This window comes from Jiella avicenniae (assembly GCF_021390325.1).
GTDB classification, from domain to species: Bacteria; Pseudomonadota; Alphaproteobacteria; order Rhizobiales; family Rhizobiaceae; genus Jiella; species Jiella avicenniae.
Genome location: NZ_JAJUWU010000016.1, coordinates 95,253 through 115,064, shown reverse-complemented (window position 1 = coordinate 115,064; position 19,812 = coordinate 95,253). Strand labels below are relative to the sequence as shown.

The window sequence follows — 19,812 nt, the reverse complement described above, 5'->3', positions numbered from 1 at the left end:
CAAAGGTCCCAATCGACGGAGGAAAACATGCGCTTGAAATCGTTCGCCCTGGTTGCCGGCTTCGTCGCCGCGGCCTCGTTCGGGACGACGGCCCTCGCTGCGGATACAACCCTGCGGCTCGGCCACGGGCAGGATCCATCCGACCCGGTCCACACGGCTGCGCAGAAGTTTGCCGACGCCGTGGCCGAAAAGACGGGCGGCGACGTGGAGGTGAAGATATTCCCCTCGGCCAGCCTCGGCGATTACGAGCAGATGCAGGAGGCCATGCAGCAGGGCGGCATCGACATCGTCATCGAGTCGATCGGCACCCTGTCGCGCTATCATCCGCTGGCCGGTGTGGAGAGCATGCCGTATCTCTTCGACGACGCCAAGCACTATGCCGCGGTGTGGAACGGCCCCGTCGGCGAGGAAATCAAGAAGAAGATCGCCGACGAGGCGAACTTCCTCGTGCTCGGTCACATGTATCGCGGCGCACGTCAGCTCACGGCAAACCGCGAAATTCGTTCGCTCGACGACCTCGCCGGCCTGAAGATGCGCGTTTCCCCGATGAAGGAACGGCTCGTCACCTGGACGACGTTCGGCGCGAGCCCGACGCCCATGTCTTGGTCGGAGGTGTTCACCGCCCTGCAACAGGGGGTGATCGAGGCGCAGGAGAACCCGCTCGCCACGATCCAGTCTGCCAGCCTCGACGAGGTTCAGGATTATCTGATCCTGACGGCGCACATGGCCAACGGCTTCACCTTCCAGTTCAATGCCGATGCCTTCGAGGCCATGCCCGAGGAAACCCGGCAGGCGCTCCGCGAATCCGCCAACGAAGCCGCGGACTGGTACAACGACTACATTACGAAAGAGGAGGAGGCGATCCTCCAGGACCTGAAGTCGAAAGGCATGACGGTGATCGAGATCGACCGCGCGCCCTTCCGGGCCAAGGCGAGCGAGGTGGTCGCCGAATTTCCGGAGCTTCAGGAGTGGTACGAGAAGATGGTCGCAGCCAGCGACTGACCTGATCTTCCGAAAGACGGGCGCGGCTGCCCCGCAGAACGCCGCGCCTCTTCAAGCGCCGGACGTGCGAACAACGGCACGGAGGTCGCTCCGCCAAATGAAATCGACGCATCGCGCCTTCCGAGAATCGACGACGATTCGACGCTGATGCTGGAACATCGAGACAAGTCCGGAGAACATGTGATGAGCGACGGAACGCCCAAGGCGGCATACGAAATCGCCGTGGTCCGCGGAGACGGCATTGGCCCCGAAGTATGCGAAGCAGGACTGCAGGCGCTCGCTGCCGCACTTCCCGATCCCGCCAAGCTCTCGCTGAAAGAGTATCCGGCGGGTGCCGGTTGCTATCAGGAGACCGGCGTCGCGTTTCCCGAGACGACCTTCGAGGCCTGCCGCGACGCCGATGCGATCTTCCATGGTGCGGCCGGCATCCCCGGCGTCACCTATCGCGACGGGACCGAGGCGGGACTCGACTTCGGCCTCCAGCTCCGGTTTCGTCTCGACCTCTACGCCAACATCCGGCCGATCAAGCTGCATCCCGGTATCGTTTCGGCGTTGCGCCACTTCGAGCCCGGTTCGATCGACTACGTGATCCTGCGCGAGAATACCGAAGGCTTCTATGCCGCGCGCGGCGGCGGCAACGTGGTTCGCGGCGAGATCGCCAGCGACACCTCCATCATTACCCGCGCCGGCACCGAGCGGATCGTGCGCCAGGCCTTCGAACTCGCCCGTACCCGCAACGGTGCGCCGCGGGACGGCAAGAAGCGGGTGACGGTCTGCGACAAGGCGAACGTGCTGCGCTCCTACGCCTTCTTCCGGAAGGTCGCGACGGAAGTCGCAGAAAACTATCCGGACGTCGAACTCGACTTCGCGCTCGTCGACGCGATGACGGTCCACCTGGTCAAGCGGCCGGATTTCTACGACGTCATCGTCACGGAAAACATGTTCGGCGACATCATCTCAGACCTCGGCGCTGCGACCGTCGGCGGGATGGGCATGTCGCCCACGGCGGAGATCGGCGCGCAGAACGGTTTCTTCCAGGCCGCTCATGGCTCGGCGCCGGACATTGCCGGCCAGGGCATCGCAAACCCGCTGGGAACGATCCTCGCAGGCGCCATGATGCTCGAATGGCTCGGCAAGCGCCACCGGGACAACGTGCTGATGGACGCCGCCGCGCGCATCGACCGGGCCGTCGGAAAGGTGATCGAGGATCCTGCGATGCTACCGGGCGATCTCGGTGGCCGCGCGACATCGGCGGCGATCACGGAAGCAGTCTGTCGCGAGTGCCGTCAGCCGGCGTGATGCGAGGCTGCGACAACCGTCGCCTTATCGCCGGCCCGCGGGGCCCAACGGCTCGAAAGGCCGGCCCGGGCCAAGCGGGCCGAGGGACGCGGCGAGGTCGCGGAGAGTGAGGTCGTTGCCGAGGCCCGCGTCCCTGCTCCGCCCGCGCGATTCCGCCCCAGCACGATCTCCGACGCGGATCGCGATTGGCCGATCCTCGCAAGCACACTGGCACACTTGCCGGCACGTCAGCCCGATGGCTGACGTCAGCCGTCAGCCGTCAGCCTTCCCGGGGCGATTCATGCGCTCGATTTCGAGAATGAGGGCGGAGTGATCGGGGTCGCCTTCATGGGCTGCGAGATCGGCGAACAGTTGCGTCGTTTGATCGAGAAACGGGGCGGTGAAACCGATCTCTTCGGCCGCGGCACAGGCGTTTCGAAGGTCCTTGAGATGGGTCACCGTGCGCCCCTTGGTCTCGAAATCGCGATCGACCATGCGCTGGCCATGGAGATCGAGGACGCGCGACTGGGCGAAGCCGCCCATCAGAGCCTTTCTGACGCTCGCCGGGTCGGCGCCGCCGGCCGACGCCATCGCCAGACCTTCGGCGACCGCACCGATCGTCGCGCCGACGATCAGCTGGTTGATCAGCTTGGCGAGCTGGCCGGAGCCGATGGGCCCGACGAGGGTCGGTGTGCCGAGTTTCCTCAAGATCGGTTCGGCGCGGTCGAAATCCTCGGCCGAACCGCCGCACATGATGGCGAGCGTCCCGGCCTCCGCCCCGACCGTGCCGCCGGAAACCGGCGCGTCGAGATAGTCGACGCCCGCCTCGGCAAGCCGGGCCGCATGCTCGCGCGCCTCGGCAGGCCGGATCGAACTCATGTCGATCAGCAGGCTTCCCTTCGCGAGACCCTTGACCGCCGCCTCCGGCATGCCGAACAGCACCTCGCCGACGATCCCGCCATGTTCCAGCATGACGATGACCACGTCCGCGCCGGTGACGGCCTCGGCCGGCGTTTCGGCGAGGGTCGCGCCCTTCTCGACCAGCGGCAGCGCCTTCTCGCGGGTGCGGTTCCAGACGGTGACGTCATGGCCGGCATCGATCAGCCGGGGCGCCATGCGGCTTCCCATCAGTCCGATGCCGAGGACGGCGATGCGGGCCCCCGCAGCCATCAGACCATCACCTCGTCGAGCAGGGCCCGATACTTCTCGGCCGTGAGTTCCACCGGGTTGGTGGCATGGGAATGGTCGGCAAGCGCCCGCTCGACCACCCAGGGCAGGCTGTCCTCCGAAACGCCCAGGGTGCGAAGCCCCTTGGCGATGCCGAGCCTGCGATTGAGGTCGGCGAGTTCTTTTTCCAGATCGGCGCTTTCCGCCAGTCCCATGGCCCGTTTGAGCCGGGCGAGCTTGTCGCCGACATGCGGTGCATTCACCCGGACGACCGGCGGCAGCAGGATCGCATTCAGTGTGCCATGATGGAGCGACGGCCTCTTGAGACCGCCGAGGGCGTGGCTCAGGGCATGGATGGCGCCGAGCCCCTTCTGGAAGGTCAGGCCGCCTTCGAGCGCCCCCATCATCATCTCAGAACGCGCCTCGAGGTCGCTCCCGTCGGCGACCGCCTTTTCGAGGTTCCGCCAGATGCGCCCTGCCCCGTCGAGCGCGATCGCCTCGGCCGGGGGATTGAAGCGCGGCGAAAACAGCGTCTCGACGCAGTGCGACAGGGCGTCGAGCCCGGTGGCGGCCGTGAGCCCGGCCGGCAGGCCCAAGGTCAGTTCGGGATCGCAGATCGCCATCTTGGGAATGAGATGGCCGCTGATGAAACCTAGCTTCCGCCCGTCCATCAGGGTGATGAGGGCGGCCCGGCCGACTTCCGAGCCCGTCCCCGCCGTCGTCGGAACGGCGATCAGCGGCAGAACCTTGGGCGTGATCCGGGCAACCCCGCCATAGATCGCGGCATAATGTTCGAGATCGCCCTCGTGGGTCGCGAGCAGCGCGACCCCCTTGGCGAGGTCGATCGGCGAACCGCCGCCGATCGCGACGATGCCGTCGCAATCCCTCGAGCGGCAGATTTCGAGCGCGGCGAGCACCGCCTCCTCGGTCGGGTTGGACGGCACGTCCAGGAAGGTCGCGGCCGATCCCGGACAGAGTTCGAGAATGCGGCTGGTGATCCCCGCGTCGCTCACCCCCTTGTCGCTGATGACGAGGGGCCGCGAAACGCCGAGCGCTTCCAGGCTTTCGGAGAGTTGCTTGACCGCTCCCGGCTCGAAATGGATCTGGGTCAGATAGTTGATCAGGCTCATGGCTCAGGTCTCGCGGGGCGGAAGTGGGCGGATGTGGTCGAAACGCGGGTTCTTCTTGAAGACATCGGCGCGGACTCCGCCCGCCTTCAGCTCCGAACCGATTTTCGCCTCGATACGCGCGAGTTCCTCGGCATCCCCGATGATCTGTTCGGCCACATCCCGGGGAATGACGACGACACCGTCCGCATCGATGAGGACCATATCACCGGGACGAACCGCGAGCGACCCGCCGGCAAGCGCGGGCATCTGGACTGCGACGTCCTTTTCGACCAGTCGCCAGCGGCGCGCCCCGTTGTTGGGAACGACGCGTCCCGAATAGCAGGGGATGCCGTAACCGCGAATTTCGTCGGCGTCGCGGACGGCGCCATTGGTGACGATCGCCGCGCAACCTTCCCGCTGGAGGCTGTAGGCGACGAAGCCGCCGATGACGGCGCCCTCCGTGAAACCGCCGCTGTCGATGAACAGGACCGTGCCCGAGGAGCAGACGCTCTCCAGCGTGTCGGCCGGCAGGCCCGGCGCGGCATGGGCGGCCTTGAGCGCGGCTTCGCCCCGGACACAGGCGGCGATGCCGGCGACGGGCTGATGCGGCTTGAGCCCGGCGATCGACGGGTGAAGCACGTGGTTCGGCAGTCCCGCCTCGTCGAGCACGTCGCTGACCTGCCCGGTTTCGAGTGCGCCGAGGCGGGCGAGCAGCGCTTTCGTGTCAGCTTGCGGCATCGATCTCGACTCCCAATTCCTTCGCCGTCGCAATCACCTCGTCGAGCACCTTGCGGCCGAGCAGGATGCCCTCTGCGATCTGGCGTTCCTTTTTGAGGAACTCGATTTCGCCGGGCATGAAGATCTGCTCGAAGCCCGGCGCGAGTTCGGACGCCTTCATGATGTCGATGTAGTCGTCCATGCGTTGCTTGAACGACGCGACGTCGGTGAAGGCGGCGATGTTGAGCGCGATGACGAAATGACCGTTGCGTTGCGGCGTATCCAGATCGTCGTAGAGGTTCGTCAGTTCGGCGCCGAAGGCCCCGCCGGTCAGGATGCCGGACAGGATCTCGCAGGCGAGGATCAGCCCCCAGCCCTTGTGGCCGCCGACCGGCAGGATCCAGCCGCCGTTTCGCACCCAGTTCGGATCGCGCGTCGGCCGGCCTTCCGCATCGACGAGCCAGCCGTCGGGAAGCTCCATGCCTTTTTCGGCATAGTAGAGAATCTTGCCGCGCGAACTCATGCCGAGCGCGGCATCCAGCACGATCGGCCGATGGCGGGCTGTCGGGACGCCGATGGAGATCGGCAGCGGGCCGGTCAAGGGGGTCTTGCCGCCCCAGACCGGCATGATCGGCGACCCGTTCGTGGTGGCGATGCCGATCATGTCCTTCGCGACCGCCTGCTGGACGTAGAAGGCGCCCTCGCCGTTGTGGTTGGAATTGCGGATCCCGACCGCCCCGATGCCGTTCGTCCGCGCCTTTTCGATCGCCAGATCCATCGCCCGCTTGGTCAGCACCGAGCCCAGCCCCGACCCGCCGTCGATCAGCGCGGTGCCCGGCGTCTCGCTGACGACGTCGAACGCCGAGGTCGGCTTGAAGCCCCCCTCCCGCAGGCGCTTGAGATAGACCGGCAGACGCAGGACGCCATGGGAGTTCATGCCCCGCGCATCGGCCAGGACGAGGGATTCTGCGACGATGGCGGCATCCTCCGGCGGCACGTCGACGGTCGTCAGAAGCTTGACGACCAGCCCCCTCAGGTCTTCGAAGGGAATGCGATAATTGCCCTCGTCGTCGGGAACCGCAGGCAGTTTCCAGACGGGATCGGACGTGTCGGGTCGGGTCGGTTGGGACATTTTTTCACCATTGGGCCAAGCGGCTTCAGTCGAGCAGGAGATGCGGCAGCCACAGGGAGATGGCCGGCACGTAGGTCAGCACCAGAACCACCCCCATGCTGACGAGAAGGAAGGGCACGACGGCCACGATGCCCTTGTCGAGGGGGATGTCGCCGATCCGACAGGCCAGCGCGAGGACGATGCCGAGGGGCGGCGTGATCAGTCCGAGGCAGATGTTCGCCGTGACGATGACGCCGAAGTGGATCGGATCGATGCCGTAGGTGACGGCGATCGGAAACAGGACCGGGACCACCATGACCTTCGCGGCATTGGTCTCCATGAAGGTGCCGAGGACGAGCAGGAGCGCGTTCACGAGGAGCAGGAAGACGATCGGATTCTGCGTGAAATCGCCGATCGCCGCCGCGACGCGCTGGGGCACCTCGTCATAGGCGAGGATCCAGGCGAACAGCGATGCGCTTCCGATGATGATCATCACCACGGCCGTCGTCTCGATGGAGGAGCGGACGGCTTGCATGATGCTCTTGAAGTCGAGTTCGCGATGGACGACGACGCCGACGAAGAGCGCGTAGACGACGGCGACGGCCGAGGCCTCGGTCACGGTGAAGACGCCGAAGAGGATGCCGCCGAGGATGATGACGGGCATCATCAGGGCCGTCAGCGCCTCCCTGAACACCCGCCACAGCTCCTTCAGGCTGGTCTTCTCGAAGACGGGGAAGTCGAGGCGATAGGCCTGGATGACGATGAGGACGCAGATGGCACCCGACCAGAGGAGACCGGGCAGAATTCCGGCGAAGAACAGGCGGATCACCGACTGGTCGGTGAGGAAGCCGTAGACGATCCAGGCGATCGAAGGCGGGATCAGCGGCGACATCGGCGAGGAGGCCGCCGTGACCGCGACGCTGTAGGGCGCCTTGTATCCGAGCCGCTTCATCGCCGGGATGAAGGTGCCGCCGATGGCACTGGTGTCGGCGACGGCCGAGCCCGAAATGCCGCCGAAGAAGATCGACGCGACGACGTTGCCGAGCGCCAGCCCGCCGCGCAGGCGCCCCACCAGGGCGTTGGCGAGCGCGATGATGCGGTCGCTGAGCCCGCCCGCCGTCATCAGCGAGCCGGCGAGGAGAAAGAACGGGATCGCGAGCAGCGAGAAGCTGTCCATCCCGGCGAAGAGGCGCTGCGGCACCATCAGCGGATTGATGCCTGATCCGAAGGTCAGCGCCGCGATGCCGCCGATGATGATGGCAAAGCCCAGCGGCATGCCGAGGATCATCAGGACGAAGAAGCTGACGAAGAGGATCGTGGTCATGCCACGCGCCCCTTGTCCATCAAACGGTTCGCGACGACGAAGAGCGCGATCAGCGCTCCGCCGACGGGCAGCGCGAAATAGGCGTAGCTCATCGGCACGCCGATGCCGCTCGCGAGCCGGACCTGGCCGCGCAGCGCGAATTCGAAGCCGAAATAGGCGATGTAGCCGCCCATGACGACGACGATCACGTCGCGCAGACAGGCGATGGCGATCTGCAGGGGCTGCGGCAGGATGTCGACGAAGACGGTGACCGCCACGTGCTCGCTCCGGCGCAAGACGAGTGCGCTGCCGAGCATGGTCGTCCAGACCATCGAATAGCGCGCCAGCTCCTCCGACCAGACGGTCGGGCTGAGCAGGACGTAGCGCGCGAAAACCTGCCAGATGATGGCGAGGACCATGACCGTGAAGATGACGATCAGGACGGCCGAGAGGAGGCGTTCCAGAAAGGCGATGACGTTACGCATGTCGATCCGCATGAGGTGACGCGACTGGGTGGGCGACGGCCGGGTCCGGCCGCCGCCTCTTTGCGCATGCCGCCGGTCACTTGCCGACGTTCTGGAAGCGCTCGATCCACTCCTGGAGATCTTCCGGATACATGTCCTTCATCGGCTCGAGCTTGGCGCGGAAGGCCTCGCGGTCCGGCTCGACGATGGTCGCCCCGTTCTCTTCCAGCGTCTTCCGATAGCCGTCGATCGAGCCGAGGATCTCCTCGGTCGCCCAGTCCATCGCCGCCTCGCCCTCTTCCTGCAGCACTTTCTGCACGTCCTCGGGCAGGCCGTTGAACGTGTCGGCCGAGAAGATGAAGGTGTAGTAGGGGTTCACGTGATGCGTGAGGATCACGTAGGGCACGGCTTCGTAGTATTTCGAACGCAGATGCGCTTCGAGCGGGTTCTCCGCGCCGTCGATGATGCCCTGCTGGAGCGAGGTGTAGACCTCCAGGCTCGGCATCGGCACAGGGCTCGCGCCGAGCGTTTCCCAGGTCCGGCGATAGGTGACCTGGTTCGGAACGCGCATCTTCAGGCCGGACAGGTCTTCGGGCGTCTTGACCTCGCGCCGGCTCGCCATTTCGCGCGAGCCGCGGAAGCCGGCGCCGATGAGCTTGTAGCCGGTGCGTTTCTCCAGTTCGTCGTAAAACTCCTGGCCGACGCCGGCATCGCCGAAGATCTGCTTGAAGTGGTCGGCGTCGCGAATGAGGTAGGGATAGGCGCCGAGACCGGCGAGTTCGTCATAGACGTCGAGCTGGCTGACCTCCTGGATGACGAAGTCGACGCTGCCGAACTTCAACGCCTCGATCGTCTCGCCGGCGTTCCCGAGCGAGCCCGAATAGGACATGTTCATGTCGACCCGGCCGTCGGTGCGCTTCTCGACGGCCTCGGCGAAACGGTCGCCGACCTTCGCCCAGACGTTGTCGGGCGGCGCGATCGTCGCGCCCTGCAGCCGGATCGTCTCCTGAGCATTCGCGGCGGTCGCCATCACGGCGATGGTGACGGCGGCAAGTGTGCCTTTCAGTTTCATGACATTCTCCTCCCAGACATGAATTCTCGTAAAATTCGGTCCCGTGCGCTGCTCCCGGCCAAATTGCTATACGCTAACATAGCCTCGCGCAAGGCATGCCGTCCGGCGAAGGATCGCCGTGATCAGCATGGAGACCGCAAGAATGAACATGATATCGTACTTGTCAATCCATTTATTAATGCATACGTTGTGGCGACAAATAAGGCGGTCGGGGTGAGCACGCGAATGAAGGGACTCGTCGACGACGCCTATGGCCGGCTCAAAAAAGAGATCATGACGAGCGGAATTCCCGCCGGCCTCCAGGCGACGGAACAGGAATTCGCCGACCGTTTCGGGGTGAGCCGGACCCCGATGCGCGAAGCTCTGCTGCGCCTCAGTGCCGAAGGGCTCGTGGAACTCATTCCGCGACGCGGCGCACGGATCCTGTCGCTGTCGGTCGAAGACATGCGCGAGGTCTACGACATTCTGATCGCGCTCGAGCCGGAGGCGGCGGCACGCGTCGCGGCCTCGACGGTCTCAGAGGAGGCGCTCTCGGGTCTGGAAGACGCCACGAAGCGCATGGAAGAGGCGCTCGAAAAGGACGACCTCGACGCCTGGGCGAGCGCCGACACCGACTTTCACGAGCAACTTCTTCGATTGTGCGGAAACGCGCGGATGCAACGGATCATCCGCACCCTTCTCGACCAGTCGCACCGCGCGCGCAGCATCACCCTGCGCCTGCGCAGCAAGCCCCACCAGTCGACGCAGGAACATCGCGAGATCATCGAATGCATCCGGCGCGGCGATCTGGAAACCACCCGCAGGACCTTCCGCGAACACCGTGTGCGCGCCGCCGACGAACTGATGGCGATCCTCGAAAACATGAAGCATTTGCGGCTCTGAAGCCGCGGCGACAGCCGGAGCAGAATGATGGAATTCAACATTGCGACGATCAAGGGCGATGGCATCGGCGTCGACGTGACGGATGCCGCGATGGCCGTGATCGGTGCGGCCCAACGCCGGGTCGGCGGATTTTCGATCCTGTTTCACGAGGTGGATGCGGGTGCGGCCTATTATCGGGAAACGGGTCGGGACATTTCGCCCGAGGCCGAGCGCGCCGCGCGCGAACTCGATGCGATCCTTCTCGGCGCCATCGGTCTGCCGACGGTGCGCCACGAGGACGGGACCGAGATCACCCCGCATCTGCGTCTGCGCGAGGAGTTCCAGCTCTATGCCGGGGTGCGGCCGGTCAAGGCCTATGCCAACACGCCGCAGCGTCTGGCGGACCCGCGCGCCAGAAGCATCGACTTCATCGTTCTGAGGGAATGCACCGAGGGCCTATTCTATTCAGCCGCCACCCACAAGCGGAAAGGGATCGCCAATGACGACGAGGTGCAGGACATCCTGCGGATCACTCGACCGACCACGGAAAAGCTGCACGACTTCGCGTTCCATCTCGCCCGCAAGCGCAAGGAACGTGGCGGCAAGGGCCGGGTGACCTGCGTCGACAAATCCAACGTCTTCCGGTCCATGGCCTTCTTCCGCAAGATCTTCGACGAACGGGCGGTCGCCTTTCCGGACATCCGGGCCGATCACAACTACATCGACGCCCAGGCTCTCGACCTCGTGCGCAAGCCCTGGGAGTTCGACGTCATGGTGATGGAGAACATGTTCGGCGACATCCTGTCGGATCTCGGCGGCGGACTGGTCGGCGGCATGGGTATCGCCTCCTGCGCCGAGATCGGCGACGCGCACGGGCTGTTTCAGCCGGCCCATGGCTCGGCCCCCGACATCATGGGCGAGGACAAGGCCAATCCCCTCGCCGCGATCCTGAGCGGTGCCCTGATGCTCGACTATCTGGCGGACCGCAGCGGCAACGAGACGCTCGTGGCCGCTGCCGAACTGATCAACGACACCGTCGCCGCGGCCTTCGAGGCGAACCGCATCCGGCCGATGGAATATGGCGGCGAGATGGGGACGAAGGCCGTGACCCGCGAACTCATTGCGATGATCGAAACGCCATGAGGCCGGGCGGTTCGGATCCGGGATGAGGCGGTCCGGATGCCGAACTTCGGCCGTGGTCGGATCGCAGCCTCGCCCTCACGTGCTGTCGCGCACGACGAGTTCGAAGCCGACGTCGACCATCCGCTCGACGGAGCGACCGGCGATGGTCTCGACGATCATGCGCCCGGCCTGGCGGCCGATTTCATAGCGGGGCACGCGGATCGTCGTGATCGCGGGATCGATCACCGAAGCGATGTCCTGATCGTTGAAGCCGGCGATGGCGAGATCCGTCGGCACCCCGATCCCTTGCTTGCGGCACTCGCTGATCATCCCGGCTGCCCAGAGATCCGAAGCGCAGAACACCGCGTCGGGCATCGGCTGCATGCTTCTGTAGACATGCAGCAACTGCCGTCCTTCGACGATGCCGAACGGGCTCCTCAGGACCAGCGCCGGATCGAAGGCGATCCCGGCCTCGTCCAGGCCCTGCCTGTAGCCGGCGAGTCGCTGCAATATCCGGTCGTTGGTGGCGGGATCGGTTCCCACGAAGCCGATGCGCCGATAGCCCCGCGCGATCAGATGGCGCGTCATGGCCAGCGCGGCCTGGTGATTGGAATAGCCGACGGCCATGCCGATCGGTGTTTCGGGCAGCGTCCCGATCTCGACCACGGGCATCGCCGCCTTGCGCAGGAATTCCACGGTGCGCTCGCTGTGATTGGCCCCCTGGATGACGACGCCGGCCGGGCGATAGCCGAGGATGCTCCTCAGGATCGCCTCTTCCCGTTCCACCGACCCGGTGCTGTGGCCGAGAAGCACGTTGTAGCCATGGGCGTCGACGACGTCGGAGACACCCTGGATCGCCTCGGCGAAGACGCCGTGCGAGACGAAGGGCACGATCATCGAGACGATCGTCGACTGGGAACTCGCCAGTCCGCCGGCGACCAGATTGGGCACATAGCCGAGCTCGGCGATCGCGTCTTCCACGAGCTGCCGGGTCCGCTCGCTGACCTTTCCCGGCGTTCTCAGGAAACGCGAGACCGTGATCAGCGAGACACCGGCATGCCGCGCCACGTCGTGCATGCTGGCCTGGGGATGGGCTTTTCGCGTCCGCTTGACGTTGCCGGTCGAAGACTTGTTCATGGCGGAAGCCATAAGTGGCATCCCCGAAGATGAAAAGCGCGCAAACACTCGACAGCCGGGAGGCCGGACATTGGAACACTGCATCGTCACCGTCATCTTCACCATCAAGCCGGGACAGGAGGCGGAATTTCTCGAAGTGATGGAGGAAAACGCTCGACGCTCCCTGGAAGACGAGCCGGGATGCCGGCGCTTCGACGTGGTCGCGGTCGCCGGACGACCGGGGCTGATCGTGCTCTACGAGATCTATGACGACGACGCGGCTTTCGCCGCTCATCGAGAGACGCCGCATTTTCTCGAGTTCGACCGCGTTTCCGCGCCGATGGTCGAGACCAAGCAGGCCTTCGTCGGCCAGTGGACGCCGGGACGCCCCAAGCCGACAGAGACGCTCTGAACGCGCGCCCGAAGTCTCGACGGCCGTCGACGGATTTCCGATCGGCGACGAAGAGCGGAAGCCTCAGCTTCCGTGCGCCCGGCGCGCGCTCAGTCCGGTGAGTGACAAGCCCGTTCCAGCTCGGCGACGGCGTCTTCGCGGCGTATCGTGGCAAAGCGTTCGATCGCCCGAGCGGCGTTTCCATGGTTTCGCAGCACGTAGGCGGCATTCTCCGGGTGTCGCCGCGCCCGCCATTCGCTGATCGCGATCGTCATCGCGTGCCGGGTCGCGATGAGGTCGAAGAGGAGCGGAATTTCCTCCGCGGCCAAGGGGTGAACGGCGTGATAGGCCGAGAGCAGCATGGTGGCGAAGCCAAGCGGCGGCCCTTCGGCCGGGACGTGATAGGAACAGGCGACCGCAACGTCGAAGATCCGTGGCGCCTCCAGCATGTCCCCGAAATCGAGAATGCCGACGATCCGGCCCGGTTCGTCTTCCGCGACGAGAAGATTGGACGGGTTGAAGTCGTTGTGGACGATCTGCCGCTCCAAAGACGCCTGCCGCGGTGCGATCTCGGCGTCGAATCGAGCGAGAATCGCTTCGACCCGTCTCCGCAAATCCGGATTGGCAATGCTCGGCGCCAGCGACCGCAGCTTTGGTGCCCGCTGCATATCCCACAGGATCTCGTCACCCGGCGCAGGACGGGAAAACGTCGACAAAGCGAGGGACAATTCCCCCAGCAGCCGGCCGATCGCCGGCACATGCGTCGCGGTTCTCTCCACGCTGGCAAGAACGTTCCCGGGCAGATAGGTCAGAAGCCGCACCATGTGCTCTTCGCCGTCAGCCAAAGCGACGACCTCGCGCCGGCCCTGGAGGGTCCCGACGACGCGCGCGACCGGCAATGCCGGTGCAACGTCGGCAATGTGAACGAAAGCCGCGTTTTGAAAGCGGACCACCTCGGGGTTCTCGGCCGAATTGGCGATCTTGAGCACGAAACGGCGGCCGTCGCTCGCCTCGACGCCCATGGTGAGGTCGCGCTCGCTGGCCAAGGTCCGCAACTCGCCCTCGGTCCCGTAGTGATCCCACAGCAGAGCCCTGATCTCGGCGGACGTGAAGCGCGGTGTCATGACGGTGAAGGTCGCGGGGGCACCGGCGGCGTCGGCGAGGGTCATGGGGCGCTTCGATCCTTCTCGGGATGATGGACGGGAGGTGGCAGCCGGAGCCACGCCGAAAAGATTCACCCGGCAGCACCTCGCACTTCGGCCAATCACATTCAGGCAACATGATATACCACAGAATCGAGCGAGAATTGATAAAGTGCGAAAAACTCGAAGAACTGCAATTTTTTCGAAGACACAGCGGGCGGTGTCCGGATTTTGATATATGTTGCCGCATGAAAGACGAAGCGCATCGGAAGCCACCGCTCCGCGAGCCCTCCGCCGCGGAATCAATCCGCGGTTCGCGTTTCGTCACGAGCATGCGCGGGCGACGGCGCGGTCGCGTGCGTTTCCGAGGCCCTCATGGCTCCGCCGCCTCGCGCCATCTCGGGAGAGGCCGGAACCGAACGTGAGAAGTCGAACCGTCGCCGCGATACCCCTGCGCGGGCAGCGCACGAACCGGAGAGAGCAGCTATGAGTGCCAAAGCCGATCTTTCGATGCCGAACGCCTATGTTCCCGGCGTCGGCAATCTTTCGGCGAAATACGAGGCGATGATCGAGCGGCGCGCCCGCGTGCTCGGCCCTGCCTATCGTCTGATGTACGAGACGCCGCTGCATCTCGTGCGTGGCGAGGGCGTCTGGCTCTACGACGAGGAAGGCCGTGCCTATCTCGACGCCTACAACAACGTCGCCTCCCTCGGCCACTGCCATCCGCGCGTCGTCGAAGCCATCCGCGAGCAGGTCGGCATCCTCGCCACAAACACCCGCTACATTCACGGCCTGATCCTCGATTATGCCGAGCGGCTGGTCGCGACCTTCCCGGCTGAACTCTCGCAGGTCATGTTCGCCTGCACCGGCAGCGAAGCCAACGACCTCGCCATGCGGATCGCCCGCGCCTTCACCGGCGGCACCGGCATCGTCGTCACCGAAAATGCCTATCACGGCATCTCCGAGGCAGTCGCATGCTTCTCGCCATCGCTCGGCCAAGCGGTCGATCTCGGCATGCACGTCCGGACCGTCCCGGCCCCTGATGCCTATCGTGTGGCCGGCTCCGACGTCGGCGGAAAATTCACGGCCGACGTCGAAGCGGCGATCGCCGACCTGAAACGCCATGGAATCAAGCCGGCAGCCCTCATCGTCGACACGCTGTTCACCAGCGACGGCGTGTTGCCGGGGCCGAAGGGTTTCCTCGCCGGCGCCGTCGATGCGATTCACGCGGCCGGCGGCATCTTCGTCGCCGACGAGGTCCAGCCCGGCTTCGGACGCGCCGGCGACGCCATGTGGGGATTTCAGCGCCACGACGTCGTTCCCGACCTGGTCACGCTGGGAAAACCGATGGGCAACGGCCATCCGATCTCGGCCGTCGTCATGCGCCCCGAAGTCTGCGACGAATTCGGCCGCAACGCGCGCTATTTCAACACTTTCGGCGGCAACGCCGTGTCCTGCGCGGCGGCAATGGCGGTGCTTCGAACGATCGAGGAAGACGGGCTGATGGCCAATTCCGCCCGGGTCGGCGGCTACCTGACGGAGGGTATTCGCGGCATATCCGAAGGCCACGACGCCGTCGGCGACGTTCGCGGCGCCGGCCTCTTCATCGGCGTGGAGATCGTGACCGATCGCGCCAACCGCTCTCCCGACCGCCAGCGCGCCTCCCGGATCGTCAACCGGATGCGCGACCTCGGCGTCCTCATCAGCGTCACCGGAAAATTCCACAACGCCTTGAAGATCCGCCCGCCGCTCGTCTTCACTGAGGCGAACGCCGACCGGTTCATCGCGGCGATGGACGAGGCGCTGAAGACGACGGGTTGACGGCGCCAGGAGCAACCGGACAGCCGGCTCGGCCTGCCCCGGACCTATTGTGCCGCATCGCCTTCCGCGTGCTCGGCCTTCTCCGGCCGCCTGCCGCGCCGGTGCCTCGTCGACCTTGCGGCGCCCATCCGCAAAAGCTGCGGCAGGATGTGCCTGCTGGCGATGGTGATGTCGGCAACGAGACCCTCGCGGGCGTCCGCGCCATCCCGGCCTTCGAGAGCCCTCAGGATCCGCTTGTGCTCGCGATTGGCCTCGGGGCCGTATTGCTCCGAGACGAAGAGTTCGGACACGTAAGGCCCTGTCTGCCCCCAGAGATCCTGAATGATGCCGACGAGGCGCGGCGAACGGGCCTCGTCGTAGAGGGCGAAATGGAAGGTCTGGTTGAGGGCGCGATAGGCGGCGTGATCGTGCGCCTCCACGGCAACGTCGATGTCGGCGACGAGGCCCCTCAGGCGTTCCAGCCCGGCGGCGTCGACACGCTGGGCGGCAAGGTCCACCGCAAGCCCCTCCAGCTCACAGCGGATCCGCAGCAACTCCACATAGGCGTCGAGTTCCAGTTCCGGCACGGCGATCGAGCGGTTCGGCTTCATCACGAGAAGGCGCTCGGCAACGAGCCGCTGCAGCGCCTCGCGCACCGGCGTCGTCGACACGCCGAAGGCGGCGGCGATCGTGCGGATGACGAGGGTCTCGCCCGGTCGAAACGCCGCGGCCATCAGGCCCTCTTTGATCCGGTCGTAGGTCTGATCGTTGAGCGAGCGATATTCGAGCTTGTCCACGCGGCCTCCTGAAGGCCGTGATATCACACCTGTCGGAGGAGATCAGCGGCCACCGGAGACCGGCGTGACGTGACGGCGCTCAGGAAGAACCGAGAAATTCGCCGAGCCGGTTCAACCTCGCCTTTTCCTCTCGCCGTGCCGCGAGCGCTCCGTCCATGTCGATGGATTCGAAACGCACCGGCTGGTGCGGCTGGAGTTGGCCGATCAGGTCCATGTCGGCCGAGATCACCGTGCCGACCATGAAGTAGCCGCCCCCCGAGACCGCATCGCGATGGAGCACGATGGGCTCGGTGCCGCCCGGCACCTGGATCGAGCCGTAGGGATAGCAGCTGTCGACGATGTTGGACGGATCGGAGCCGGCGCCGAAGGGCGGCTCACGCGGGACGAAATCCAGCGCCCGACCGCCCTTGAAGCGGTAGCCGATCCGGTCGGCCTCCGGCGCGACCTTCCACTCGTCCTCGAAGAAGGTGCCCTGGGACTCCTCGGTGATGCGGTGCCAGTAGAGGCCCGGCATCGCCCGCAGCACCGTCCCCGATTGCGGGGCGTTGCGACGGATGTCTTCCGGAATGGTGACGCCCAGCCTGGGCGACCCCGCCGACACGCCGAACTTCACCGCATCGCCGGCCCTGAGCGCCCTGCCCTCGTAGCCGCCGAGCCCGCCCAGCGCATAGGTCGAGCGGGAGCCGTGGACCTCCGGCACGTCGATCCCGCCGGCGATGGCGACGTAGGCACGCGCCCCGGCCTTCAGATATCCGAAGGAAAGCTCCTGCCCCGCAGAGACCGCGAACGCCGTCCACAGCGGCTGTTCGACCCCGTCGAGCTTCGGCGGCATGGTCGCGCCGGTGATCGCGACCACGGCATCGGCCGAGAATTTCAGGACCGGGCCGAGAAACACCGCCTCGAGGCCGGCCGCGCCGTCGGCATTGCCGACCAGACGGTTGGCGGCGATCAGCGCGAAGCGGTCCATCGCGCCGGAGATCGGCAGGCCGAGATGGTAGTAGCCCGGCCGTCCGAGATCCTGGACCGTGGTGGCAAGGCCCGGCTTGACGACTTCGAACATCGCAGCAGCATCAGCCATCGAGCGCCTCCAGGAGCTTGGCGTTGTTGCCTTCGGGATCGGCGTTGAAGGCATCGAGCGAGAATTGGACGGAGGCGATCTTCGGCTGATAGCGCCCCGCCTCGACCTCTTTGAGCGTCGCGTCGTAGGTCTCTCGGTCGATCGGCTTGAAGCGGATGATGTCGCCCGGCCTGAACAGGAAGAGATCCTTCAGATAGCTCCGCTCGCCCTTCGGATCGTAGATCGGCATCGGTGTGATGCCGAACATCTGGTAGCCGCCGGCCCCGCGCACCGAATAGACGCAGCCGAAACAGCCGCCATAACCGACCGTCAGGCGCGGCGTATCGGTGCGGGGCCGCAGGTATTTCGGCACCTGGATCTGCCGTGAGCGTTCGACCAGCTGATAGGTGAAGGGCAGCCCGGCGACGAAGCCCACCATCGAGACGAACCAGGGCGCCCCGGAATGGGCCTCGATGAAGCTTTCCACGCTCGCGTAGCCGTTGATCCGCGCAGCATATTCGAGATCGGTCGACTTCGGATCCTGATGGCGCTCGCGAAACCGCATCAGCGTCTCGTGCGTCCACGGATCGTTGTAGAAGACCGGCATCTCGATGATGCGGGTGTCGATCGTCTTTTCGGCGTTCTCGGCCGCCGCCTCGAAGCCCTTCAACCGCTCCATCAACGCGTCCGGCGCGATCACGTCCGGGTCGAACTTCACCTGGAAGGACGCATTGGCAGGGCAGATCTCGGTGATGCCGTCGATCCCGGCCTCGCGGATCGCCGTGGTCATGGACAGGCTCTTGAAGAACGCCTCGAGCGACATTTCCTCATCCACCTCGACGAAGATGTGCTCGTCGCCGCCGAAAGAATAACGCGTCTTCATCGGCCCTCTTTCCCTGCTTCGGTTTGATCCATCCGGGCTTGTCCCGGCTCGACACGATCGTCTGCGAGCGGACGGCCCTTCAGCCATTCTTCCAGCCAGCCGGTGTGGAACGCGCTGCGGCGCACGTCGTCGTTGCGCGTGAGCGCCAGATGCAGCGCCGCCGTCGTCGGCAGCCCCTCCACGGTCAGCTCGCCGAGGGCGCGAGCGAGACGGGCGATCGCGGCTTCGCGGGTCTCGGCATGGGCGATCAGCTTGCCGAGCAACGAATCGTAGAAGGGCGGCACCTGGTAGCCGGCATAGAGCATCGTATCGAAGCGCACGCCCATGCCGCCGGGAACCTCCAGCGCCGACGCGGTGCCCGGATGCGGCCGGAAGTCGGCCGCCGGGTCCTCGGCATTGATCCGCGCCTCGACCGCATGGCCGCGCAGCGCGACATCGGCTTGCGAGAGCGACAGTTTCTCACCGCCGGCGATGCGGATCATCCAGGCGACCAGATCGACGCCGGTGACCATCTCCGTCACCGGATGCTCGACCTGGATACGGGTGTTCATCTCGATGAAGAAGAACTCCCCGCTCGCCTCGTCGAACAGATATTCGAGCGTCCCGGCGCCGCGATAGGCGACCCGCTCGGCGAGTTTCACCGCCGAGGCGCAGAGTTCCTCCCGCTGCCCGGGCGTCAGGCACGCCGCGGGCGCCTCCTCCCAGACCTTCTGGCGGCGGCGCTGGAGCGAGCATTCGCGCTCGTAGAGGTGGATCGCCCGCTCGCCGTCGCCGAGGATCTGGACCTCGACGTGCCGGGCACGGCGCACGAAGCGCTCGAGATAGAGCCCGCCATCGCCGAATGCGGCCTTGGCCTCGGCGCTCGCCTGGGGAACGAGGCTCGCGAGCTGATCGGCGTCGTCGGCGATGCGGATGCCGCGCCCGCCGCCGCCCGCCGCGGCCTTGATCATCACCGGATAACCGACGGCGCCGGCGGCTGCCTGCGCTGCAGCGGCGTCCTTCACGATCCCGTCCGACCCGGGCACGGTCGGGACCCCGGCGAGCTGCGCCTCGCGCCGGGCCTCGGCCTTGTCGCCCATCTTGGCGATGGTCTCCGGCTTCGGACCGATGAAGATCAGACCGGCTGCCTCCACCTTCGCGGCGAAGGCGGCGTTTTCCGAGAGGAAACCGTAACCCGGATGCACCGCGTCGCAGCCGGTCTCGAGCGCCGCGGCAATGAGGGCATCGGCATTCAGATAGGATTTCGAGGCATGGGCCGGGCCCACCTTCGCCGTCTCGTCGGCCAGCCGGGCCGCCAGCATGGTTTCGTCCGCCGCGCTTACAGCCTGCACCGTGGCGATGCCGAGCTCCTGCGCCGCGCGCACGATCCGAACGGCGATCTCGCCGCGATTGGCGACGAAGATCTTCCCGATCGCCATCG

Annotated in this window: 19 protein-coding genes; 6 read left to right on the top strand and 13 right to left on the bottom strand. The window is 65.8% G+C overall.

Features of this window, described 5'->3' with window-relative positions:
* The first annotated feature begins 27 nt into the window (after positions 1-27).
* Together LZD57_RS15885 and LZD57_RS15880 are read left to right on the top strand one after the other, a co-directional pair.
* Entirely contained in the window at positions 28-1,002 is a 975-nt protein-coding gene (locus LZD57_RS15885) for a TRAP transporter substrate-binding protein (protein WP_233720461.1), read from the top strand.
* A 183-nt stretch (positions 1,003-1,185) separates the two neighbouring features.
* The gene (locus LZD57_RS15880; protein ID WP_233720460.1) at positions 1,186-2,301 is read left to right on the top strand and encodes an isocitrate/isopropylmalate dehydrogenase family protein; all 1,116 of its coding nucleotides are present in this window, start codon (positions 1,186-1,188) and stop codon (positions 2,299-2,301) included.
* A gap of 252 nt (positions 2,302-2,553) precedes the next feature.
* Here the strand turns inward: LZD57_RS15880 and LZD57_RS15875 are convergent, their stop codons facing one another.
* From LZD57_RS15875 to LZD57_RS15845, 7 genes are all read right to left on the bottom strand, one after another.
* Complete coding sequence (locus LZD57_RS15875; protein WP_233720459.1) at positions 2,554-3,450, bottom strand: NAD(P)-dependent oxidoreductase; 897 nt, start codon at positions 3,448-3,450, stop codon at positions 2,554-2,556.
* The gene (locus tag LZD57_RS15870) at positions 3,450-4,577 is read right to left on the bottom strand and encodes an iron-containing alcohol dehydrogenase (protein WP_233720458.1); all 1,128 of its coding nucleotides are present in this window, start codon (positions 4,575-4,577) and stop codon (positions 3,450-3,452) included. The genes LZD57_RS15875 and LZD57_RS15870 overlap by 1 nt, the downstream gene beginning before the upstream one ends.
* 3 nt (positions 4,578-4,580) lie before the next feature.
* Positions 4,581-5,294: an RraA family protein gene (locus LZD57_RS15865; protein ID WP_233720457.1), complete on the bottom strand. Its 714-nt coding sequence runs from the start codon at positions 5,292-5,294 to the stop codon at positions 4,581-4,583.
* Positions 5,281-6,405 carry an Ldh family oxidoreductase gene (locus LZD57_RS15860; RefSeq protein ID WP_233720456.1) on the bottom strand — a complete coding sequence of 375 codons (1,125 nt, stop codon included), beginning with the start codon at positions 6,403-6,405 and terminating at the stop codon, positions 5,281-5,283. Before LZD57_RS15860 ends, LZD57_RS15865 begins: the two co-directional genes overlap by 14 nt.
* A 25-nt stretch (positions 6,406-6,430) precedes the next feature.
* Positions 6,431-7,708: a TRAP transporter large permease gene (locus LZD57_RS15855; protein WP_233720455.1), complete on the bottom strand. Its 1,278-nt coding sequence runs from the start codon at positions 7,706-7,708 to the stop codon at positions 6,431-6,433.
* Complete coding sequence (locus LZD57_RS15850; protein ID WP_233720454.1) at positions 7,705-8,172, bottom strand: TRAP transporter small permease; 468 nt, start codon at positions 8,170-8,172, stop codon at positions 7,705-7,707. The genes LZD57_RS15855 and LZD57_RS15850 overlap by 4 nt, the downstream gene beginning before the upstream one ends.
* 76 nt (positions 8,173-8,248) lie before the next feature.
* Positions 8,249-9,223, bottom strand: coding sequence for a TRAP transporter substrate-binding protein (locus LZD57_RS15845; RefSeq protein WP_233720453.1), 975 nt, complete (start codon positions 9,221-9,223; stop codon positions 8,249-8,251).
* Between the two features lie 18 nt (positions 9,224-9,241).
* Here LZD57_RS15845 and LZD57_RS15840 point away from each other — a divergent pair, with 18 nt between their 5' ends.
* Together LZD57_RS15840 and LZD57_RS15835 are read left to right on the top strand one after the other, a co-directional pair.
* Positions 9,242-10,105 carry a GntR family transcriptional regulator gene (locus LZD57_RS15840; protein ID WP_233720452.1) on the top strand — a complete coding sequence of 288 codons (864 nt, stop codon included), beginning with the start codon at positions 9,242-9,244 and terminating at the stop codon, positions 10,103-10,105.
* A 27-nt stretch (positions 10,106-10,132) separates the two neighbouring features.
* A complete protein-coding gene (locus LZD57_RS15835; protein WP_233720451.1) occupies positions 10,133-11,227 on the top strand; it encodes an isocitrate/isopropylmalate dehydrogenase family protein in 1,095 nt (364 codons plus the stop codon).
* 75 nt (positions 11,228-11,302) lie between these two features.
* Here LZD57_RS15835 and LZD57_RS15830 read toward each other — a convergent pair whose 3' ends face one another.
* The gene (locus LZD57_RS15830; protein ID WP_233720450.1) at positions 11,303-12,343 is read right to left on the bottom strand and encodes a LacI family DNA-binding transcriptional regulator; all 1,041 of its coding nucleotides are present in this window, start codon (positions 12,341-12,343) and stop codon (positions 11,303-11,305) included.
* A 70-nt stretch (positions 12,344-12,413) separates the two neighbouring features.
* On the opposite strand from LZD57_RS15830, the gene LZD57_RS15825 reads away from it, so the two are divergent.
* The gene (locus LZD57_RS15825) at positions 12,414-12,734 is read left to right on the top strand and encodes a putative quinol monooxygenase (RefSeq protein WP_233720449.1); all 321 of its coding nucleotides are present in this window, start codon (positions 12,414-12,416) and stop codon (positions 12,732-12,734) included.
* Positions 12,735-12,823: 89 nt separating this feature from the next.
* On the opposite strand, the gene LZD57_RS15820 is transcribed toward LZD57_RS15825, so the two are convergent.
* The gene (locus LZD57_RS15820) at positions 12,824-14,131 is read right to left on the bottom strand and encodes a phosphotransferase (protein ID WP_233720448.1); all 1,308 of its coding nucleotides are present in this window, start codon (positions 14,129-14,131) and stop codon (positions 12,824-12,826) included.
* Between the two features lie 210 nt (positions 14,132-14,341).
* Between LZD57_RS15820 and LZD57_RS15815 the strand changes: the two genes are divergently transcribed.
* Positions 14,342-15,676 carry an aspartate aminotransferase family protein gene (locus LZD57_RS15815; RefSeq protein ID WP_420844824.1) on the top strand — a complete coding sequence of 445 codons (1,335 nt, stop codon included), beginning with the start codon at positions 14,342-14,344 and terminating at the stop codon, positions 15,674-15,676.
* 44 nt (positions 15,677-15,720) lie between these two features.
* Here the strand turns inward: LZD57_RS15815 and LZD57_RS15810 are convergent, their stop codons facing one another.
* The 4 genes from LZD57_RS15810 to LZD57_RS15795 all read right to left on the bottom strand — a co-directional run bounded on the left by LZD57_RS15810 (position 15,721) and on the right by LZD57_RS15795 (position 19,810).
* Positions 15,721-16,452 carry a GntR family transcriptional regulator gene (locus tag LZD57_RS15810; protein ID WP_233720447.1) on the bottom strand — a complete coding sequence of 244 codons (732 nt, stop codon included), beginning with the start codon at positions 16,450-16,452 and terminating at the stop codon, positions 15,721-15,723.
* A 79-nt stretch (positions 16,453-16,531) separates the two neighbouring features.
* Positions 16,532-17,530: a 5-oxoprolinase subunit C family protein gene (locus LZD57_RS15805; protein ID WP_233720446.1), complete on the bottom strand. Its 999-nt coding sequence runs from the start codon at positions 17,528-17,530 to the stop codon at positions 16,532-16,534.
* Positions 17,523-18,392: a 5-oxoprolinase subunit B family protein gene (locus LZD57_RS15800; RefSeq protein ID WP_233720445.1), complete on the bottom strand. Its 870-nt coding sequence runs from the start codon at positions 18,390-18,392 to the stop codon at positions 17,523-17,525. Before LZD57_RS15800 ends, LZD57_RS15805 begins: the two co-directional genes overlap by 8 nt.
* Entirely contained in the window at positions 18,389-19,810 is a 1,422-nt protein-coding gene (locus LZD57_RS15795) for an acetyl-CoA carboxylase biotin carboxylase subunit (protein ID WP_233720444.1), read from the bottom strand. Before LZD57_RS15795 ends, LZD57_RS15800 begins: the two co-directional genes overlap by 4 nt.
* Positions 19,811-19,812: the final 2 nt, after the last annotated feature.

Coding starts and splice junctions, on each gene's coding strand:
- LZD57_RS15815 (WP_420844824.1), top strand. CDS start 14,342: ATGAGTGCCAAAGCCGATCTTTCGATGCCGAACGCCTATGTTCCCGGC.
- LZD57_RS15885 (WP_233720461.1), top strand. CDS start 28: ATGCGCTTGAAATCGTTCGCCCTGGTTGCCGGCTTCGTCGCCGCGGCC.
- LZD57_RS15830 (WP_233720450.1), bottom strand. CDS start 12,343: ATGAACAAGTCTTCGACCGGCAACGTCAAGCGGACGCGAAAAGCCCAT.
- LZD57_RS15835 (WP_233720451.1), top strand. CDS start 10,133: ATGGAATTCAACATTGCGACGATCAAGGGCGATGGCATCGGCGTCGAC.
- LZD57_RS15875 (WP_233720459.1), bottom strand. CDS start 3,450: ATGGCTGCGGGGGCCCGCATCGCCGTCCTCGGCATCGGACTGATGGGA.
- LZD57_RS15860 (WP_233720456.1), bottom strand. CDS start 6,405: ATGTCCCAACCGACCCGACCCGACACGTCCGATCCCGTCTGGAAACTG.
- LZD57_RS15870 (WP_233720458.1), bottom strand. CDS start 4,577: ATGAGCCTGATCAACTATCTGACCCAGATCCATTTCGAGCCGGGAGCG.
- LZD57_RS15880 (WP_233720460.1), top strand. CDS start 1,186: ATGAGCGACGGAACGCCCAAGGCGGCATACGAAATCGCCGTGGTCCGC.
- LZD57_RS15865 (WP_233720457.1), bottom strand. CDS start 5,294: ATGCCGCAAGCTGACACGAAAGCGCTGCTCGCCCGCCTCGGCGCACTC.
- LZD57_RS15855 (WP_233720455.1), bottom strand. CDS start 7,708: ATGACCACGATCCTCTTCGTCAGCTTCTTCGTCCTGATGATCCTCGGC.
- LZD57_RS15850 (WP_233720454.1), bottom strand. CDS start 8,172: ATGCGTAACGTCATCGCCTTTCTGGAACGCCTCCTCTCGGCCGTCCTG.
- LZD57_RS15795 (WP_233720444.1), bottom strand. CDS start 19,810: ATGGCGATCGGGAAGATCTTCGTCGCCAATCGCGGCGAGATCGCCGTT.
- LZD57_RS15800 (WP_233720445.1), bottom strand. CDS start 18,392: ATGAAGACGCGTTATTCTTTCGGCGGCGACGAGCACATCTTCGTCGAG.
- LZD57_RS15840 (WP_233720452.1), top strand. CDS start 9,242: ATGAATTCTCGTAAAATTCGGTCCCGTGCGCTGCTCCCGGCCAAATTG.
- LZD57_RS15845 (WP_233720453.1), bottom strand. CDS start 9,223: ATGAAACTGAAAGGCACACTTGCCGCCGTCACCATCGCCGTGATGGCG.
- LZD57_RS15805 (WP_233720446.1), bottom strand. CDS start 17,530: ATGGCTGATGCTGCTGCGATGTTCGAAGTCGTCAAGCCGGGCCTTGCC.